Source organism: Streptomyces sp. CA-181903, from assembly GCF_050937075.1.
Taxonomy (GTDB): Bacteria; Actinomycetota; Actinomycetes; order Streptomycetales; family Streptomycetaceae; genus Streptomyces.
Genome location: NZ_JBNJLY010000001.1, coordinates 5,971,827 through 5,990,267, shown reverse-complemented (window position 1 = coordinate 5,990,267; position 18,441 = coordinate 5,971,827). Strand labels below are relative to the sequence as shown.

Here is an 18,441-nt window from a genome sequence, read left to right as displayed (position 1 = left end):
CGTGGTGGGCGGCGGGCCTGCCAGGGTAGCGGCTGCGGGCGGGTGGCACGTGCGGTTCAGCCGGCCGGCCGCGGTGCCGTCCTAGACGCCCGGGACGCCCGGGCCACGACGAGGAGGAAAAGGCCGCACGCCGTCACGAGCACCCAGCCGGGCCGCGTCGCGTGCGCCAGCCGGGCCTGAGCGACGCCCGCGACCAGGCCGCCCGCGACCGCGATGCCCACCGCCGAACCGACCTGCCGCGCCGTGGAGGTGACCGCCCCGGCCACACCCGCCCGCGACGGCGGGAGGCCGCTGACGGCGGTGTTGGTGATCGGCGCGTTGGCGAAGCCGAAGCCGGCGCCGATCAGCAGGTAGGCGAGGAGGAGCGGCGGGACACTCGTGTCCCGGCTGAGATCGGTCAGGCACAGGCCGCCCGCGACGATGAACGCCCGCCGCGAGGAGCGGACGCCGGGGGCCGAGGCGCGCCACCAGCGTGCCGGACCACGGCGCGCACACGGTGGCGCCGAGCGCCATGGGCAGCGTCGCCGCGCCCGTCGCGAGCGGCGACCAGCCGCGGGTGTGCTGGAGGTAGAGGGTGTTGAGCAGCAGCGTCACGTTCAGCGCGGTGAACACCGCCACCGCGCCGAGCACGGCCGCGGCGAACGGTGGTCGCCGGAAGAGGGCCGGATCCATGAGGGGTTCGTGCCTTCGGCGCTCGGTCAGGACGAAGGCTGACGCGGACGCGGCGATCGCCGCGTAGGCGGCCGTGGCCCAGGGCGAGGCCCAGCCGACGCGGGGCCCCTCGATCAGGAGGCCGACCGACAGGAACAGCGTCACGGTTAGCAGGAGTTGCCCGGGAACGTCGACCCGCCGGGCACGCTGCCCCCGGGACTCCGGTACGAACGCCGCGACCAGCGCCAACGCCACGACGATCACCGGCGCGTTGATCCAGAACACCGCCCGCCAGCCGAACGCGGCGATGAGCCCGCCGCCGGTGACCGGGCCCGCCGCCATACTGAGCCCGAAGACCGCACCCCACACGCCGATCGCCCGAGCCCGCTCCCGCGGATCAGGCATCGCGTTCACCACGATCGCCAGGGCCACCGGACTCAGCATCGACGCTCCGACGCCCTGGACCGCCCGGGCGGCGACCAGCAGGCCGGGCGTGGGGGCGAACGCGCAGGCGAGGGACGCGGCGCCGAAGACGCTCAGTCCGGCCCGGAAGACCCGGCGACGGCCGAAACGGTCCGCGAGCGCCCCGGAGGCGATGAGGAGACTGGCCAGGACCACGGTGTACGCGTCCACAACCCACTCCAGGCCGCGGGTGTCCACGCCGAGACCACGGCCTGTCTCGGGCAGGCCCACGTTGACGATGGTGGTGTCGAGGCCGACGAGGAACATGCTGAACGCGCAGACGACGAGGATCGTCCAGCGGCGGCGGGTGCTGAGTGGGGTGGGGCGGGGGTGTGGGGGGTGTGGGCTGGGCGGGCGGCCCTGGTCGGTCCGGTTGTACGGGAGGAGTGGTCGTGGTCACCAGAGCCCACCTTCTGTCCGGTTTCACCTGCCACCCCACCTGCCTTACGGTCCCGGCGGACCCCACAGACACCACGGACCTCACGGACGCCGAACTGGCCGAGACCCTGGCGGCCAACGGTTCGCGACCACGCGCGCTGTGGCACGACCGCGGCCTCGCCATGAAACGCTCGCCGACGGGACCGGGACCTCTCTGAGTACGTTGTCCCACCGCGAATCGGGCAAACGACGCCCCACGCTCGACATGCTCATACCGCTCGCGTGTACGCACCGAGTCGCCTTGGACCAACGGGTCGTCCCACCGGCCACCGATGTCCACCCGTCTACCTACGCTCGCGTGTACGGGAGGGGAGCCCGGGGTCGTGGGCGTACCTCTCTCCCGGTACCCGTGCCGTGCGTGGGTGGTGAATAGAATTGCCACCTGGTGGCTATGAAAGCGCAGGTGGTGAAGGGTGGTCCCCGCGTTCGCGGGGGTGGTCCGAACACGTCCCGCTGCCAGTCGCCGCCGGTGGCGTGGTCCCCGCGTACGCGGGGGTGGTCCGTCGTTGATGTCCTCGATGGCGTCGTCCGGGTGCGTGAAGGCGTGGTCCCCGCGTAGGCGGGGATGCTCAGACCCACGCGATCAACTGGTCGCAGAGCGGCCCCGGCCCGGAACTGCTCGGCACGCCCCGCACAGCCCTGGAACTCGGGCCCGGGGAGGGCACCGGCGCCGTACACCTCGCCCGCCGGGGCGTCCGGGTCACCGCCGTGGACTTCTCCGCCGGCCAAGTGGAACGGGCCTGCCGCTGGTGGGCAGACGAGCCGGACGTCGGCTTCATCCATGCCGACGCATGCGAGTTCCTCGGCTCTGAGGCGACCGAGTACGACGCGATCTGCTCCGTGTGGGGCGCGGTCTGGTTCACCGACCCCGATCGGCTCCTCCCCCTGGTCACCAAACGGCTCACGCCCGGCGGCGTCTTCGTCTTCAGCCACGCCGAGCCCGTCCCCGACGCGTACGGACCGCAACAGATGGGGGCAAGTGGCTGGAGGGACGCGAACGCGAACTGACCGTCCTGCGCCGGCAGTACGCCCCCCATATGTGGGCCGAGCTGCTCGAACGCCACGGCTTCGACGACGTCGACGCCCGGATCATCCCGCCACCGGCGGACGAAGCCGTGGGCACGCTCCTCGTGCGCGCAACCATGGCCTAGACGGATGGCCGGCGACTCGTTTGTGCCGGGGAACCCCGTGCGGAACGCCAACTCGCCCTGGGTTCCCGGCAGTCGACCCGTGACATGGCCCGACCGGTCGGCAGCCAGGAAAGAAACCAGGTCAGCACCCCTGGCACTCGACCGCTCCGCCTCGCGCAGCGGCAGTACGACGAGGGTCACCTCGCCGTCGAACCGCCCGTCACCGCCGGACTCTTCACCGGGCGTATCCGCGCATGCGATAGCGCGGTCCGGCAGCGGAGGCGGACGTTTGCCAGCCGGTGTCCTCGGTGAGCGTCCACGAGCCGTCCAGGGCCGGGGCGTACGTGTCTCCGCCGTCCACCGTGAGGTCGACCTCGGTCACCGCGAGCACCGTGGCGTACTCCAGGGCCGCGCGGTAGATCTCGCCGCCGCCGATCACCCACACCTCGGCGGGCGCGGACGCATCCTGCGGCTCGGCCGCGAGGCGCAGCGCCTCGGCGACGGAACCGGCCCGGTCGGCGCCGTCGGCCGCCCAGTCCGGATCGCGGGTGACCACGATGTTGCGCCGGCCCGGCAGGGGACGGAACCTCGGGGGCAGCGAATCCCACGTCCTGCGCCCCATCACGACCGGATGGCCGAGGGTGACGGCCTTGAAGTGGGCCAGGTCCTCGGGCAGGTGCCACGGGATCGCGTTGCCCGCGCCGATCACACCGTCGCGGGCCTGCGCCCAGATCAGCCCGACGTTCGTACGGCCGCTCTGTATCCGGCCGCTCGGCGTTCGGTCGCCGCTGTTCGTCCTGCCGCTGTTCGTTTTGCCGCTGTCCGGTCGCTCGCCGTCCGCCACCGCGTCGTTCATACCGCGACCGGGGCCTTGATCGCCGGGTGGTGCCGGTAGTCGACCACCTCGACGTCGGAGTACGCGTAGGAGAAGAGCGAGTCCGCCTTCCGCAGCCGCAGCGTGGGGAAGTCGAACGGGGTGCGCGAGAGCTGCTCGGTCACCTGCTCGACGTGGTTGTCGTAGATGTGGCAGTCGCCGCCGGTCCAGATGAAGTCACCCGGTTCGAGGCCGACCTGCTGCGCCACCATGTGCGTGAGCAGGGCGTAGCTGGCGATGTTGAACGGCACGCCGAGGAACAGGTCCGCGCTGCGCTGGTAGAGCTGGCACGAGAGCTTGCCGTCGGCCACGTAGAACTGGAAGAAGGCGTGGCACGGCGCCAGCGCCATCCTGTCCAGCTCGGCGACGTTCCAGGCGGAGACGATCATCCGGCGGGAGTCCGGATTCCGGCGCAGCGTGTCGAGGACCTCGCTGATCTGGTCGATGTGCCGGCCGTCCGGGGCGGGCCAGGAGCGCCACTGCGCGCCGTAGACGGGACCGAGGTCGCCGTTCTCGTCGGCCCACTCGTTCCAGATGGTGACGCCGTGCTCACGCAGCCAGCCGACGTTCGAGTCGCCGCGGAGGAACCACAGCAGTTCGTACACGATGGACTTCAGGTGCACCTTTTTGGTGGTGACCAGGGGGAATCCCTGCGAGAGGTCGTACCGCAGCTGGTGCCCGAAGACACTTCGGGTGCCGGTGCCCGTCCGGTCGGCCTTGGCCGTTCCGGAGGTGAGCACTAGCCGCAACAGGTCTTCGTACTGGGTGTCCGCCACGGGCGTCGATTCTACCGGCCGCCCGGACGGGACCTCTCCACGGCCATCACGGGTCCGCGGCCGTCACGGTCCGCGGGCAGGCGGACCCTCGCGGGCGGGGTCATCCGGCGGGCGTCCTCGACGCGGCCAGGAACCGTCAGCCGGAAGGGTCAGGGGTGCAAGGGGGACGGGAGGGCCGGGAGGGCCGGAAAGGCCGTCCGGGTGTTCGGCGCACAGTTCGGCGACGAGGTCCCGCGCGTAGCGCTCATCCGTCCCGGGGACGGAGAACACCACGCGGAAGTAGAGGGGGGCGACGACGCGGTCGAGCACCCGCTCCAGGGAGGGCGGCGTTCCGCCGCGCCCGGCGGCCGCCTCCAAGGGGGCCCGGAAGCGGGCGCTGACCCGTTCCAGGCAGGCGCGGAGGCCCGCCCTGCGGTCGTCCACGTCCGGTGCCACCTCGGCGCGGAAGAAGGCCACGCCTCCCGGCCGGGAGAGGTCGGCGAGCGTCCACTCCGCCACCCGTTCCAGGTCCCGGCGGAGATCGCCGAGCAGTTCGGGTGCCTCCTCTTCCTGGCGGCTGTCCGCCACGTCCGCGAGCAGGGCGGAGGTCGTCCCCCAGCGCCGGTACACCGAACTGGGGTGGACGCCGGCGCGGCGCGCCACCGCCGGGACGGTCACCTTGTCGGCGCCGACCTCACCGACGAGATCCACCACCGCCCGGTGGACGGCGGCGCGGACGCGGGCGCTCCGGCCGCCGGGGCGGCTGTCTTTGCTTTTGGCGGGCACCCCTCCACCTTAAAGCAAAGGATTGCGCTTTAGCTCCCCGCCTGCTTGAGTGGATTTAAAGCGAAGTCCATCGCTTTAACCTCGTCATCGTGCTCATCATCGTGGAGGAACCATGAACCGGTACGAAGCCGCCCACCGACTCGGCGTCCGTTTCCACGCCTTCCTCGGCGCCGGCGACTGGGACGGCATCCGGACGCTGCTCACCGACGACGCCACCTGGACGCTGCCCGGCGACAACGCGATCTCCGGCACGGCGGAGGGGGCCGACGCGGTGGTGGAGCGGGCCGCGAAGATCGCTTCCTACGGCGTCGACTTCAAGCTGCTGCACATCCTCGTCAGCCGCGAGAACATGGCCCTCTCCCTGCACAACACCGCCCGGCGGGGCGACGTGCGCCTGGACGAACACCTGTCCACCGTCTGCCGCCTGCGCGACGGCAAGATAGCGGGCATCGAGACGTACCTGTCGGACGTCGACGGGATGAACGCCTTCTTCGTCTGAGGCACGTCCTCTTTCCTCCGCGGTCTCCGCTCTCCTCCGCGCTCTTCGTCTTCCTCCTTCCTCTGTGGTCTCCGTCCTCTCCTTGTCAGCGGCACCCCGCTCCCACCACCGCCCGGTGGATCGGCACCGCGGCCCCGCGCAGTGGCGCCCCCGAGCCGCCCCTGCGCACCGCGACGATCTCCGCCGCGATCGACAGGGCCGTCTCCTCCGGCGTCCGGCCGCCCAGATCGAGCCCGATGGGCGAGCGGAGGCGGGCCAGCTCCGCCTCCCCCAGCCCCGCCTCGCGGAGGCGGGTGAGGCGGGCGTGGTGGGTGCGGTGGGAGCCCATGGCGCCGACGTAGGCGAGGGGGAGGCGGAGGGCGCGGACCAGGAGCGGGATGTCGAACTTCTCGTCGTGGGTCAGGACGCAGACGGCCGTGCGCGGGTCCGAGTGCTGACCGTCCAGGTAGCGGTGCGGCCAGTCGACGACGATCTCGTCCGCGTCCGGGAAGCGGGCGCGGGTGGCGAACACCGGGCGGGCGTCGCACACCGTGACGTGGTGGCCGAGGAACTTTCCGACGCGCACCAGCGCCGCCGCGAAGTCGATCGCGCCGAAGACGATCAGGCGCGGTGGCGGGGCACTGGTCTCGATCAGCAGCTCGGTCGGCCGGCCGCAGTACGCGCCGTCGGCGCCCAGCGTCAGCGCGCCCGTACGGCCGGCGGCCAGGAAGGCGGCGGCCTCGTCGGCCGCCCGCCGGTCGCTCACCGACGCCGACGACCACGCCGCCGGCCCCGACCCCGGCCCCGGCGCTGGCTCCGGCGCGACTCCGATCGTGCCCGAGAAGGTGCCATCCGGGCGGACCAGGAGCGCGCCCGGACCCGCGCCGGACAGGGAGCGGACCAACGCCGTGGGCTCCCCGCCGGCCGCCGCCGACAGCGCCGCCTCGTACACGCCCCGCCAGGGGTCCGCCGCCCGTACCGGCGTGATCAGGACCTCGATCACGCCCCCGCAGGTCAGGCCCACCGCGAACGCGTCCTCGTCCGAGTAGCCGAAGCGCTCGCGGCGGCCGGACCCGGTCTCCAGCGCCTCGCGGCAGAGCTCATAGACGGCGCCCTCGACGCAGCCGCCGGAGACGGAGCCGATCGCCGTGCCCGCCGCGTCCACGGCGAGGGCGGCGCCCGGCTGTCTTGGTGCGCTGCCGTGGACGGAGGCGACGGTGGCGACGGCGAAGTCGCGGCCTTCCGCGCACCAGCGCTGCAGGTCTTCCGCGAGGTCCAGCATGACGGAACGTTCCTTCCCTGCTCTTCCGCTTTCCGCTCTTTGCTCTCTCGTGCTTCCGTGCTGCGTACTTCCTTGCTGCGTGCTTCCTTGCTGCGTGCTTCCGCTCTTCTGTGCTTCCGCGTCACCTCTCCTACGTGACTCCTACTTGACGCCCAGCCAGTTCTCGATGGGATGCAGCGCGAAGTAGACTGTGAAGACCGCCGTCAGCACCCACATGAAGGCCCCCGGCTCCCGCCACTTCCCTTCTGCCGTTCTGATCGCGGTGTAGGCGATGACCCCCGCGCCGACCCCGGCCGTGATCGAGTACGTGAACGGCATGAGGACGACCGTGAGGAACGCCGGGACGGCCACCGCCCGGTCGTTCCAGTCGATGTGCCGCGCATGGCTCATCATCATCGCGCCGATGACCACCAGCGCCGCCGCCGCGACCTCCCCCGGGACCATCCGGGTGAGCGGGGTGAAGAAGAGGCACGCGGTGAAGAGGAGGCCGGTGACGACGGACGACAGTCCGGTACGGGCCCCCTCGCCGACACCGGTGGCGGATTCGATGAAGACCGTCTGGCCCGACGCGCCCGTGAGCCCGCCGATCGCCCCGCCCGCGCCGTCGACGAGCAGCGCCCGGCTGAGGCCGGGCATCCGGCCGCGGTCGTCGGCGAGGCCGGCCTCCGTACCGACCCCGATGATCGTGGCCATCGCGTCGAAGAAACCGGCCAGGACGAGGGTGAAGACGATCACCCCGACGCTCAGCGCGCCGAGCGAGCCCCAGCCGCCGAACGAGACGTCGCCGAGGAGGGAGAAGTCGGGCAGGGAGACGGCGCTCCCATGGAGTTCGGGTGCACCGGACTGCCAGGTTCCGGGGCCGGGGTCCGCGACGGCGTTGACCGCGACGGCCAGGACGGTGCCGGTCACGATGCCGATGAGGATGGCGCCCGGGATGTTCCGCGCCTGGAGCATGAAGATGATCAGGAGCGTCACGCAGAAGACCAGCACCGGCCAGCCGGCGAGCTCGCCCGCGGGTCCCAGGGACACCGGCCCGCCGCCCTTGGCCGGGTGCACGAACCCCGCCTTCACCAGGCCGATGAGGGCGATGAACATCCCGATGCCGATGGTGATGGCGTGCTTGAGCGCCAACGGGATGGCATTCATGACGAGTTCGCGCAGCCCGGTGAGGACCAGCAGGACGATGACGCCCCCGTACAGCACGCACATGCCCATCGCCTGCGGCCAGGTCATGTGCGGGACCACCTGGCCGGCCAGCACCCCGGAGACGCCTAGCCCGGCGGCGAGCGCCAGCGGGACCTTGCCGACAAGGCCCATGAGCAGGGTGCAGACGGCCGCGGCCAGCGCGGTCGCCGTGATGAGGGCGGCGTGCCCGAGGGTGTGCCCGGACGCGTCCTTGCCGGACAGGATCAGCGGGTTGAGCAGCACGATGTAGGACATCGCCATGAACGTGGTGATACCGCCGCGCACCTCGCGGGCGGGTGTGGAACCGCGTGCCGAGATCTGGAAGTACCGGTCGAGCCGGGCGAGCCGGGACCTGTCGGCCGGGGACACGAGCCCGCGCTCGCGCCCGCGGCCGTGGCCGCCGGCTCCACGGATGGCTGCGTCATGGTGTCTGCCTGCTCCTTGGATGCCGGGCGGTGCAATGCCGGTGGGGGTGGACGGGGGGTGAGGGACGGAAGGGGTGGATGGGTGCTACGGGTGGGGAGGATGGGTGGATGCTGAGGTGTGGCGGGTCGGGGGGGACGCGTCGTGGGGGCTGGGCAAGTTGGGGTAGTCGAGGTGGATGGGTGGTGGGGGTGGATGGGGGCGTTGGGAGTGTTGAGCATGTTGAGGCGCGGTGCGGTCAGCGTCAGCGGGGCAGTCGGTCGGTGCCCCGCGGTACCCGGCCGAGCGGATTCCCGGCCGAGCGGATTCCCGGCCGGACGGACACCTGGACCGACCTGGCACCCGATCAGGCGGGTACCTGGCCGGGCGGAAGCGATGCCCGATGGCGGCCGTGTGGGGGACCGCGGGGAGCAGGCGCGGCACTCCACCCCCGCCGCCCGGACAACCGGCCAACCACCGGGCCACCGGGCCACCGGGCCACCGGGCCACCGGGCACTGTCACCCGTCGAGTGCGAACCCGTCAGGCACGGACCGTCAAGCACGCGCCTCCCGACACGAACCACCGGCCACAAACCGTCGACCACGTACCGCCGATCCCGAACCGCGAGCGCGGACCGCCGGCGCGCGCCCCCGGGCAGATCCGCCGGTCGCACACCCCGGCGCACGGCCGCCGGCAGCGCCACCCCGGAACGTCGGAGGACCACGCACCGCCACGTACACACCCGCCCCCCGCGCAGCCGCCCCTCCCTCAACCCCCCGTCAGATGCTCCGGCCGCACCGGCACCCTCCGCAACGCCAGTCCCGTCGCCTGCCGGATGGCGGCCACGACGGCGGGGGTGGAGGAGAGCGTCGGCGCCTCGCCCACGCCCCGCAGCCCGTACGGCGCGTGGGGGTCGGCGAGTTCGAGGACGTCGACCGGCATGGCCGGGGTGTCGAGGATGGTGGGGATGAGGTAGTCGGTGAAGGAGGGGTTGCGCACCTTGCCCGTGGCCGGGTCCACCGCGATCTCCTCCATGACGGCGAGCCCCAGCCCCTGCGTGCTCCCGCCCTGGATCTGGCCGAGGACGGAGAGCGGGTTGAGGGCCTTGCCGACGTCCTGGGCACAGGCCAGTTCGACGACCTTGACCAGGCCCAGTTCGGTGTCCACCTCCACCACCGCGCGGTGGGCGGCGAAGGAGTACTGGACGTGGCCGGTGCCCTGGCCGGTGCGCAGGTCGAACGGTTCGGTGGGGCGGTGCCGCCACTCCACCTCGGCCTCGACGGGCTCCTCCCCCTCCAGGACGTCCGCGAGGGCCGCCAGCACCTCACCCCCGTCGGTGACGATCTTGCCGTCCTCCAGCAGGAGTTCGGCGGTCGCCCAGGCCGGGTGGTACGTGCCGAACTTCGTCCGGCCGAGGTCCAGTACGCGCTCGCGGACGGTCCGGCAGGCGTGCCGGACGGCTCCGCCCGTGACGTACGTCTGGCGGGACGCGGACGTGGAACCGGCCGATCCGACGCGGGTGTCGGCCGGCTGGATGGTCACCCGGGAGACGCCCAGTTCGGTCCGGGCGATCTGCGCGTGGACCGTGACACCGCCCTGCCCGACCTCCGCCATCGCCGTGTGCACGGTGGCCACGGCCTCCCCGCCGGCGTGCTCCAGCCGCACCCGCGCCGTGGAGTAGTCGTCGAAGCCCTCCGAGAAGCCGACGTTCTTGATGCCGACCGCGTAGCCGACCCCGCGTACGACGCCCTCGCCGTGCGTGGTGTTGGCGACGCCGCCGGGCAGCGCCCGCAGGTCGGGGCCGCCGCCGGCGGTCTCCCACTGCCGCTCGGGCGGCATCGGCATCGCCTTGACGCGGCGCAGCAGCTCGGCGACGGGGGCGGGCGAGTCGACGACCTGACCGGTCGGCATCACCGAGCCCTGGGACATCGCGTTTCGGCGCCGGAACTCGACCGGATCGAGGCCGAGTTCAGCGGCCAGCCGGTCCATCTGCGCCTCGTAGGCGAAGCACGCCTGGACGGCGCCGAAGCCGCGCATCGCCCCGCAGGGCGGGTTGTTGGTGTAGAGGGCCAGTGCCTCGACGTCGACGTTCGGGCACTCGTACGGGCCGACGGCCAGGGAGGCGGCGTTGCCGACGACGGCCGGGGACGAGGAGGCGTACGCGCCGCCGTCCAGGACGATACGGGCCGTGACGTAGAGGAGCCGGCCGTCACGGTCGGCGCCGTGCTCGTAGCGGAGCCGGGCCGGGTGCCGGTGCACGTGCCCGAAGAAGGACTCGAACCGGTTGTAGACCATCTTGACCGGCCGGCCGGTCCGCAGCGCGAGCAGGCAGGCGTGGGCCTGCATGGACAGGTCCTCGCGGCCCCCGAACGCGCCGCCGACGCCGGAGAGCGTCATCCGCACCTTGTCCTCCGGCAGGCCGAGGACGGGCGCGATCTGCCGGAGGTCGGCGTGCAGCCACTGGGTGGCGACGTAGAGGTCGACGCCACCGTCCTCGGCGGGTACCGCGAGGCCCGACTCCGGCCCCAGGAACGCCTGGTCCTGCATCCCCACCTCGTACTCACCGGTGACGACAGCCGCCGCCCGGGCCTTCGCGGCGGCGACGTCGCCGCGCCGGACGGGCTGGCGGTGGACGACGTTGGGGTGCGGGACGTGGGCCGCGTGGCCGTCGGTGCGGCCGGGGTGGAGGACGGGCGCGCCGGGAGCCGTCGCGCTCGCCTCGTCGGTGACGACCGGCAGTTCCTCGTACACCACCCGGATCTTCGCGGCGGCGCGGCGCGCGGTCTCCGGGTGGTCGGCGGCGACGAGTGCGACCGGCTCGCCGTGGTGCCGGACGACGCCGTCGGCGAGGACCGGGGTGTCCTGGAGCTCCAGCCCGTAGCGGGTGGCGGCCGGCAGGTCGTCGTGGGTGAGGACGGCGTACACGCCCGGGGTGGCCAGCGCCTCGGCGACGTCGACGGAACGGATCCGCGCGTGGGCGTGCGGGCTGCGCAGGGTGTGCCCCCAGAGCATGTCCTCGTGCCACAGGTCGGAGGCGTAGGCGAACTCGCCGGTGACCTTGAGCGTGCCGTCCGGGCGGAGCGTCGACTCACCGATGCCGCCGCGGGTGCGGCTGCCCTGCGTGAGGCCGCCGGAAGCGAGGCGGCCGGGGGGCCTGCCGGGAGTGGTGGGGCCACTGGGGGCGGGGGTGTTCGCGGTGGGACTGCCACCGGTTTGGCCGCCACCGGAAGGCAACGCGCCGGGAACCGCCCCACCAGGCAAAGGTCGTTCGCTCACGTCTCAGTCCTCCCGTCCGGCCCGGCCGCTCAGGCCGTCCCCGCCGCCGTCCCCGGTCCCCCCGCCGTCCCTGCCATCCCTGCCATCCCTGCCATCCCCGGCACCTCTACCGCACCTGGCGCCCCCACCGCCCCCGGCACCACCCGCACCACCAGCGCCGCCGTCTCCACCCCGCGCCGCCGCCAGGCGCACCGCGTCGAGGATCTTCTCGTAGCCCGTGCACCGGCAGAGGTTGCCGGAGAGGGCCTCGCGGATGTCCGCGTCGGACGGGTCCGGGTCGCGGGCCAGCAGGTCGTCGGCCGCGACGAGCAGGCCGGGGGTGCAGAAACCGCACTGCACGGCGCCCGCGTCGACGAACGCCTGCTGCACCGGGGACAGTTGACCGTCCGGAGCGCCCGCGCGGGCGGCCAGGCCCTCGACGGTGACCACGTCGCGCCCCTCCGCCTGCCCGGCGGCGACCAGGCAGGCGCAGACCGGAACGCCGTCGAGGCGGACCGTGCACGAACCGCATTCGCCCTGCTCGCAGGCGTTCTTGGAGCCTGGCAGGCCCAGGCGCTCACGCAGCACGTAGAGGAGGCTCTCGCCCTCCCACACGTCGTCGGCCCGCTGCGGCCGGCCGTTGACCGTCATGTTCACGCGCACAGTTCGTCCCTCTCCCCCGTCGTCCCGTCCGTGTACTGCCGCCACGCCCAGCCGAGCGTGCGCCGGGCCATGACCCCCACCGCGCGGCGGCGGTAGGCCGCGCTGCCGCGTACGTCGTCGATGGGGTTGCAGGCGGCCGCCGCGAGGGCGGCGAACTCCCCGGCGACGGCGTCCGGTACGGGCCGGCCGGTGTCCCAGCAGCGGGCCTCGTCCAGGGCGGCGGCCAGGAAGTCCTCCGCCGCCCGCGCCCGGACGGGCGTCGGCGCCGCCGAGCCGATGCCGGTGCGGACGGTCCGGGTGTCGGGGTGCAGGGCGAGACCGAACGCGCACACGGCGATGACCATCGCGTTGCGCGTGCCGACCTTGGCGAACTGCTGCGGCCCGGCGGCCTTCCGGACGCGTACGGCGCGGATCAGCTCGTCCGGGGCGAGGGCGTTCCGCTTGACGCCGGTGTAGAAGTCGTCGATCGGGATGAGCCGGGTGCCGCGCACCGACTCCGCCTCCACCACGGCGCCCGCCGCGAGCAGCGCGGGGTGGGAGTCGCCGGCCGGGGAGGCGGCGCCGAGGTTGCCGCCGACACTGCCGCGGTTGCGGATCTGCGGCGAGCCGACCGTGCGGGCGGCGAGGGCGAGGCCGGGAAGCGGACCGGACAGCTCCGCGATGACGCGGGCGTACGGGACGGCGGCGCCGAGGCGGACGTCGGGGCCGTCGGTCTGCCACGCGGAGAGCTCGCCGATGCGGGTGAGATCGAGGAGGTGGCTGGGGCGGCGGTGGTCGAAGTTGATCTCGACCATCACATCCGTGCCGCCCGCCAGAGGCACCGCCGTGGGGTGCTCGGCCTTGGCGGCCAGCGCGTCCTCCCAGCGGTCGGGGCGCAGGAAGTCCATGGGCGTTTCTCTTCTCGCTCTGGTCCCGCCACCGGGCCGGTGGCCCGTCCGGCCCGTACGGCCGTATCCGTCCGGTCCGCACCGCCCGCCGCCCGTACCGGCCGCCCGGCGACGGGACGGACGCGGCGGGACGGGTACGGCCGTACGGGCTGCGCGGGACTGGACGGGGGCCGTGCTTGGGCCGTTCGGACGGCTCCGGGCGGGTCGGTCGTGGGGGAGGTTTCGGGTGGGGGCCGGCGCCGGGTCGATGCCGCGTGCAGCCAGTACACAGAGGCTTCACCGGAAGGGAGCAGTCACCGAAACCATGAAGCGGTTGGCTGGTCACCTCCACCGTCTTGTAGATTCGAACGAAAGGCGGAGTCCGGAAACCTCACGGCTTCGCACCGGTAACACGACAGCACACGAGAAAGATCGGCGGCGACCCACCATGCGGCTGCGCGCACTGCTGGAGACCGACGCGCTGGGCCTTCGACTGCTCGGTGGCGAGGACGAGCTCGACCGCACCGTCCGCGGCGTGATGACGACCGATCTGCGCGACCCGAGCCGCTACCTCTCGGGCGGCGAACTGGTCCTCACCGGCCTGGCGTGGCGCCGGGAACCGGCCGATTCGGAGCGCTTCGTCCGCATCCTGGCCACCGCCGGGGTGGCCGGGCTCGCGGCGGGCGAGGCGGAGATCAGCTCCACCCCGGACGACCTGATCGAGGCGTGCGCCCGGCACCGGCTGCCGCTGTTCTCCGTGGACGAGACGGTGTCGTTCGCGTCCATCACCGAGCACGTCGTCCGGCAGGTCTCCGGCGAGCGCGCGGGCGATCTGGCCGCCGTCGTGGACCGGCACCGCCGGCTGATGACCTCGGGCCCGGCGGGCGGCGGCCCGGAGGTCGTCCTCGACCTGCTGGGCTCGGACCTGGACCTGCGGGCCTGGGTCCTGTCCCCCACCGGCCGCCCGATCGCCGGCTCCTCACTGGCCGGGTCCGGCCCCGCGCTGCCGTCCGAGGTCAGCGCGGCCCTGGCGGGCGAGCACCTGGCCGCGGCCCGGTCGGGCCGCCGGGGCCCGCACCGGGTGACGGCGGGCGGCGCCACGTACTCCCTGTTCCCCATCCGCGGCACGTCCACCGGCCCCGCCGACCCGCGCGAGACCGTCCTCTCGGACTGGCTGCTCGCCGTGGAGGCCGACGCCGGCGACTGGCCGGCCGAACGCCTCGACCTGCTGCACGGCGTCACCCAGCTGATCGCCGTCGAGCGGGAGCGGCGCGAGGCGGCCCGGACGGTCCGCCGCCGGCTGGCACAGGAGGTGCTGGAACTCGTCCAGTCCAACGCCGCGCCGGCCGAGATCGCCGCGCGGCTGCGGGTCGCCGCGCCCGTACTGGCCCCGGGGACGGGCGCCGCCCCGCACTGGCAGGTCGTCGTGGCCCGCGTGGAGTGGACCGACGGCGAGACGGCCGCCGCCCTCCCGGCCGGGCCGATCGCCCAGAGCCTCCTGGAGGAGGCGCTGGTCGCCCCGGACGCGACGGGGACCGAGCCGTCCGAGCGGATCGCCGTCGCCCACACGGACGACGAGGCCGTCGCCCTGGTGCCTCTCCCCCCGGCCCCGGCCCCGGTCTCCGCGACCGCCGACGAGGACCGGCCGGCCGGTGCCGACACCGGCCTGCACGCCGACGCGCTGCTGTCCGCCGTCCGCGCCCCGCTCTCCCGGGGGCTCGACGGCGACGGCCGCCTGACCTTTGGCGTCAGCGCCGCCGTCCACTCGGCGGAGGGACTGCGCGGCGCCCTGGAGGAGGCCCGGCACGCCCGCCGCGTCGCCGCCGCCCGGCCCGGACGCGTCTGCGCGGCCGGCCACCAGGAACTGGCCTCGCACGTGCTGCTTCTGCCGTTCGTCCCCGACGACGTCCGCCGCGCGTTCACCGCCCGGCTGCTCGACCCCCTCCGCGAGTACGACAACCGGCACCGCGCCGAACTCATCCCGACCCTGGAGGCGTTCCTCGACTCCGACGGATCGTGGACGCGCTGCGCGACGCGGCTGCACCTGCACGTCAACACACTGCGCTACCGGGTGGGCCGCATCGAGCAGTTGACCGGGCGCGACCTGTCGCGGCTGGAGGACAAGCTGGACTTCTTCCTGGCGCTGCGGATGAGTTGAGGGGGCGGGGCGGCTGGCGCCGTGGGTCAGTTGAGGGGAGGCGGGGCGGCTGGCGCCGTGGGTGGGTTGAGGGGCGCGATGGGTCTGGCCCGGGTGAGTTGAGGGGCGTGCGAGGGGCCTGGTACCGCAGGCGAGTTGGGGGCCGGGGGCCCGACGCTGCGGTCGAGCCGAGACGTGCGGGAGACCTGGCACCGCGGACGAGTCGAGGGGCGCGTGGGGCCTGGCACCGCGGACGAGCCGAGGGAGGCGAGGGCCTGGCACCGCGGGCGAGTCAAGACGTGCGGAGCACGGCGGCTTCCTCAGTCCGGTGCCCGCCGCTCCCCCCGTACCAGCCCCAGGTCGGCGTAGACCGTCGCCCGCGACACCCCGAGCCGCTCGGCGACGACCAGCGCCGAGCGGCTGAGCCGGAACACCCCGCGCGCGTCCAGCGCCTCGATCACCCGGAGCCGGCCCTGCCGCGAGTCATGGGCCAGCGGCCGGCCGAGCCGTTCCTCCTCCTGTTCGATCACGGCGGTGACGACCTCGCCGATGTCGTCCGAGAACACCGTCGTGGCCGCCGGCGCCGGGTCCGCCGTGCCGACCAGGGCAGCCATCGCCTTGGCGGCGAGCCGGAGTTCGGTGATGTCGAGGTTGACACAGAGGGAACCGAAGACGTGCCCGGAGCCGTCGCGCAGCAGCAGGGTGGACGACTTCACCGTGCGCCCGTCCGGCGTCCTGGTGACGTAGTTGACCTTGTCCTGCGCGGTGTCGCCGCGCGTGAGCATCTCCAGGCCGATCTCGCTCATGGCCCCGCCCACGGACCGCGAGGTGACGGATCCGGCGAGGGCGACGACGCTGGCGTCGGGCGTCCGGTAGTCGTGCAGCACCACCTCGCACTGGGTGCCGAACGTGGCGGCGAGGCCGTCGACGACCGGGCGCAGGGCGCGGAGCACGGCGTCCGCGGTGCCGTGCTCCGGGCCCTCCGGCGTCTCCGGGCGCTGCGGCGTCTCCGGATCCTGCGACGACTTCGGAGCCTGTGGCTTCTCCGGTCCCCGCGGTGTCTCCGGTCCCCGCGGTGTCTCCGAGGCGGCGGCGTTCTCGTGGGAAGGCGGTGCGGACGGCGGTGCCGGCGGCACCGGCGTTGCCGGCCGTACCTCCGGTTGCCCTGCCGATCCCTCTGGTCCCGCCGATGCCTCTGATCCCGCTGATGCCGGTGATGTCATCCCTGCCTCCGCACGCCCATCGGCTTCGCCGGACCGTCCGATCCCGTCCCGCGCGTCCGGAACGAGACTAGAAGTACGTCATTGGGGATACGCCCTTCAACTCTTGACGAACTGTCCAGATCGCTGGACACTCTGCCTGGGTGGGGAGTTGGCCATGGTTGTCAAGGTCCTTGTGGTGCACATGGTCTGTATGTGGTCTGTCCGTGGCCTTTCCGTGGTTCCAAGGAGCCGCCGGACAGTGGATGGCATGCGGAGACACGTAGGCGGCGCGGGAGGAAGGGCCACCGGTGCGTGATCGTCCGTACGCACGCGGCGGGACGGCCACGCCGCTTCCGCTCCCCCGCCCCGTGACGTAGGAGGAGGACACGAGGAGGAGAGGCACGATGCGTTTTCCGGCCGAGGGGCCCTCCGGCCCGTTCCGCCCTCCCGCCACCCACTCACCGTACGGTTCCCCGGACCCCTCGGACCCATACGGCACCTACGGCGGCACCTACGGCCCGTACAGCCCTCACGACCCGGACGCCCCGTGCGGCGCGATACGGCTGCGCTGCACCACCTGCGGCCGTCTGCACGCCCTCACCGATCTGGCCTGGCGGTGCGCCGACTGCCACGGCCTGCTCGACGTCCACGGTTTCGCGCCCGCCATGCCCAACGCCGTCGAACTCGGGCGGCGGCCGCCCACCCTGTGGCGGTACGCCGAGGCGCTGCCGCTGCCGCGCCCGTCCCGAATCAGCCTCGGCGAGGGCATGACCCCGCTGATCAGCGCGCCGGGCCGGCCGGACGTGCTGCTGAAGGCGGACTATCTGATGCCCACCGGTTCGTTCAAGGACCGCGGCGCGGTGCTGCTGGTGGCGCTGGCCGCCCGGCTGGGTGTGCGGAAGGTCATGGCGGACAGCAGCGGCAACGCGGGAACGGCGGTCGCCGCCTACGCGGCGCGCGCGGGCCTCGCCTGCGAGGTGTACGTACCGGCGGCCACGTCCGAGGGCAAGGTGGCCCAACTCCGCGCGTACGGCGCGGAAGTGCACCGGGTCGGGGGCTCGCGCGAGGACACCGCCGCCGCGGCGGCCCGCGCGGCGGATGAGCCCGGGACGTTCTACGCCAGCCACGTCCACCACCCGTTCTTCCCGCACGGCACCAAGACCTATGTCCTCGAACTGTGGGAGCAGTTGGGCGGCCGGCTGCCCGGCACGCTCGTCCTCCCGGCCGGGAACGGCACCCTCGTGCTCGGCGCCCGCCTGGGCTGTCAGGAACTCCTCGACCAGCGGCTGATCGACCGGCTGCCCGCCATCACGGCGGTGCAGGCGGCCGGTTGCGCGCCCCTCGTGCGCGCCGCCGAGCTGGGCGGCGAGGTACCGGAACGCATCACCGCCGAACCGACCGTCGCCGAGGGCATCGCCATCGCCCGGCCGGCCCGGGGTCCCCAAGTCCTGCGGGCGGTAAGGGAGACGGGGGGCACGTTCGTGACGGTCCCGGAGGACCGGATCGTCGCGGCCCACCGCGAACTCGCCCGCCACGGGCTGTACGTGGAGCCGACATCCGCCGTCTGCTGGGCGGCGCTGCAGGAGGGGCTGGTGCCGGAGCACGCGGTGGAGGGCGACCGTCCGTTCGCCGTGGTGCCGCTGTGCGGGAACGGGCTGAAGGCCAAGCCGCCGGAGTGAGCGGGGGCGTCGCCGCCTTCGACGCCCACCCGCCTGCCCTGACCCACCCCATTCCGCTCCATTTTGGCCCATTTCACCCCGATCCAACCCGCTCAGCTTCGTTCCGTTCCCCTCAGCTCCGTTCCGACTCGATCAGCTCCGCTCCGACCCGCTCAGCTCCGCTCCAACCCGCTCAGCTCCGCCCCACCCCGTCCC

Annotated in this window: 14 protein-coding genes and 2 pseudogenes; 6 read left to right on the top strand and 10 right to left on the bottom strand. The window is 73.4% G+C overall.

The genetic code is table 11. The features are described from left to right. Nucleotides 1-81 precede the first annotated feature (81 nt). Complete coding sequence (locus ACQEVS_RS26695; protein ID WP_433024281.1) at nucleotides 82-1,380, bottom strand: MFS transporter; 1,299 nt, start codon at nucleotides 1,378-1,380, stop codon at nucleotides 82-84. Nucleotides 1,381-1,505: 125 nt separating this feature from the next. On the opposite strand from ACQEVS_RS26695, the gene ACQEVS_RS26690 reads away from it, so the two are divergent. From ACQEVS_RS26690 to ACQEVS_RS26680, 3 genes are all read left to right on the top strand, one after another. After that, nucleotides 1,506-1,709, top strand: a complete 204-nt coding sequence (locus ACQEVS_RS26690; RefSeq protein WP_433028190.1) for a hypothetical protein — start codon at nucleotides 1,506-1,508, stop codon at nucleotides 1,707-1,709. Next, nucleotides 1,652-1,924, top strand: a complete 273-nt coding sequence (locus ACQEVS_RS26685; RefSeq protein WP_433024279.1) for a helix-turn-helix domain-containing protein — start codon at nucleotides 1,652-1,654, stop codon at nucleotides 1,922-1,924. Before ACQEVS_RS26690 ends, ACQEVS_RS26685 begins: the two co-directional genes overlap by 58 nt. Before the next feature lie 209 nt (nucleotides 1,925-2,133). Beyond that, complete coding sequence (locus tag ACQEVS_RS26680; RefSeq protein ID WP_433027916.1) at nucleotides 2,134-2,559, top strand: class I SAM-dependent methyltransferase; 426 nt, start codon at nucleotides 2,134-2,136, stop codon at nucleotides 2,557-2,559. A 357-nt stretch (nucleotides 2,560-2,916) separates the two neighbouring features. Here ACQEVS_RS26680 and ACQEVS_RS26675 read toward each other — a convergent pair whose 3' ends face one another. From ACQEVS_RS26675 to ACQEVS_RS26665, 3 genes are all read right to left on the bottom strand, one after another. Further along, nucleotides 2,917-3,537 carry a dihydrofolate reductase gene (locus ACQEVS_RS26675; RefSeq protein WP_433024277.1) on the bottom strand — a complete coding sequence of 207 codons (621 nt, stop codon included), beginning with the start codon at nucleotides 3,535-3,537 and terminating at the stop codon, nucleotides 2,917-2,919. Continuing rightward, nucleotides 3,534-4,331: a thymidylate synthase gene (locus ACQEVS_RS26670; RefSeq protein WP_433024275.1), complete on the bottom strand. Its 798-nt coding sequence runs from the start codon at nucleotides 4,329-4,331 to the stop codon at nucleotides 3,534-3,536. The genes ACQEVS_RS26675 and ACQEVS_RS26670 overlap by 4 nt, the downstream gene beginning before the upstream one ends. Before the next feature lie 63 nt (nucleotides 4,332-4,394). Further along, nucleotides 4,395-5,096, bottom strand: a complete 702-nt coding sequence (locus tag ACQEVS_RS26665) for a TetR/AcrR family transcriptional regulator (protein ID WP_433024274.1) — start codon at nucleotides 5,094-5,096, stop codon at nucleotides 4,395-4,397. Nucleotides 5,097-5,208: 112 nt separating this feature from the next. Here ACQEVS_RS26665 and ACQEVS_RS26660 point away from each other — a divergent pair, with 112 nt between their 5' ends. Then, on the top strand, nucleotides 5,209-5,595 hold the full coding sequence (locus ACQEVS_RS26660; RefSeq protein ID WP_433024272.1) for a nuclear transport factor 2 family protein: 387 nt from the start codon (nucleotides 5,209-5,211) through the stop codon (nucleotides 5,593-5,595). 85 nt (nucleotides 5,596-5,680) lie between these two features. Here ACQEVS_RS26660 and ACQEVS_RS26655 read toward each other — a convergent pair whose 3' ends face one another. From ACQEVS_RS26655 to ACQEVS_RS26635, 5 genes and pseudogenes are all read right to left on the bottom strand, one after another. Beyond that, complete coding sequence (locus ACQEVS_RS26655) at nucleotides 5,681-6,856, bottom strand: XdhC family protein (RefSeq protein ID WP_433024270.1); 1,176 nt, start codon at nucleotides 6,854-6,856, stop codon at nucleotides 5,681-5,683. A gap of 141 nt (nucleotides 6,857-6,997) precedes the next feature. Continuing rightward, nucleotides 6,998-8,466, bottom strand: a pseudogene (locus tag ACQEVS_RS26650) (NCS2 family permease). 746 nt (nucleotides 8,467-9,212) lie between these two features. Further along, nucleotides 9,213-11,540: a xanthine dehydrogenase subunit D gene (gene pucD / locus ACQEVS_RS26645; RefSeq protein ID WP_433027913.1), complete on the bottom strand. Its 2,328-nt coding sequence runs from the start codon at nucleotides 11,538-11,540 to the stop codon at nucleotides 9,213-9,215. 339 nt (nucleotides 11,541-11,879) lie between these two features. After that, nucleotides 11,880-12,362, bottom strand: a pseudogene (locus tag ACQEVS_RS26640) ((2Fe-2S)-binding protein); the annotation flags it as partial. After that, the gene (locus ACQEVS_RS26635; protein WP_433024268.1) at nucleotides 12,353-13,249 is read right to left on the bottom strand and encodes an FAD binding domain-containing protein; all 897 of its coding nucleotides are present in this window, start codon (nucleotides 13,247-13,249) and stop codon (nucleotides 12,353-12,355) included. The gene ACQEVS_RS26635 and the pseudogene ACQEVS_RS26640, both read right to left, overlap by 10 nt. A 427-nt stretch (nucleotides 13,250-13,676) precedes the next feature. On the opposite strand from ACQEVS_RS26635, the gene ACQEVS_RS26630 reads away from it, so the two are divergent. Further along, nucleotides 13,677-15,386 carry a PucR family transcriptional regulator gene (locus tag ACQEVS_RS26630; RefSeq protein ID WP_433024266.1) on the top strand — a complete coding sequence of 570 codons (1,710 nt, stop codon included), beginning with the start codon at nucleotides 13,677-13,679 and terminating at the stop codon, nucleotides 15,384-15,386. Nucleotides 15,387-15,685: 299 nt separating this feature from the next. On the opposite strand, the gene ACQEVS_RS26625 is transcribed toward ACQEVS_RS26630, so the two are convergent. Next, a complete protein-coding gene (locus tag ACQEVS_RS26625; RefSeq protein ID WP_433024264.1) occupies nucleotides 15,686-16,318 on the bottom strand; it encodes a helix-turn-helix transcriptional regulator in 633 nt (210 codons plus the stop codon). A 653-nt stretch (nucleotides 16,319-16,971) separates the two neighbouring features. Between ACQEVS_RS26625 and ACQEVS_RS26620 the strand changes: the two genes are divergently transcribed. Next, complete coding sequence (locus ACQEVS_RS26620) at nucleotides 16,972-18,246, top strand: threonine synthase (RefSeq protein WP_433024262.1); 1,275 nt, start codon at nucleotides 16,972-16,974, stop codon at nucleotides 18,244-18,246. The last annotated feature ends 195 nt before the right edge of the window (nucleotides 18,247-18,441 follow it).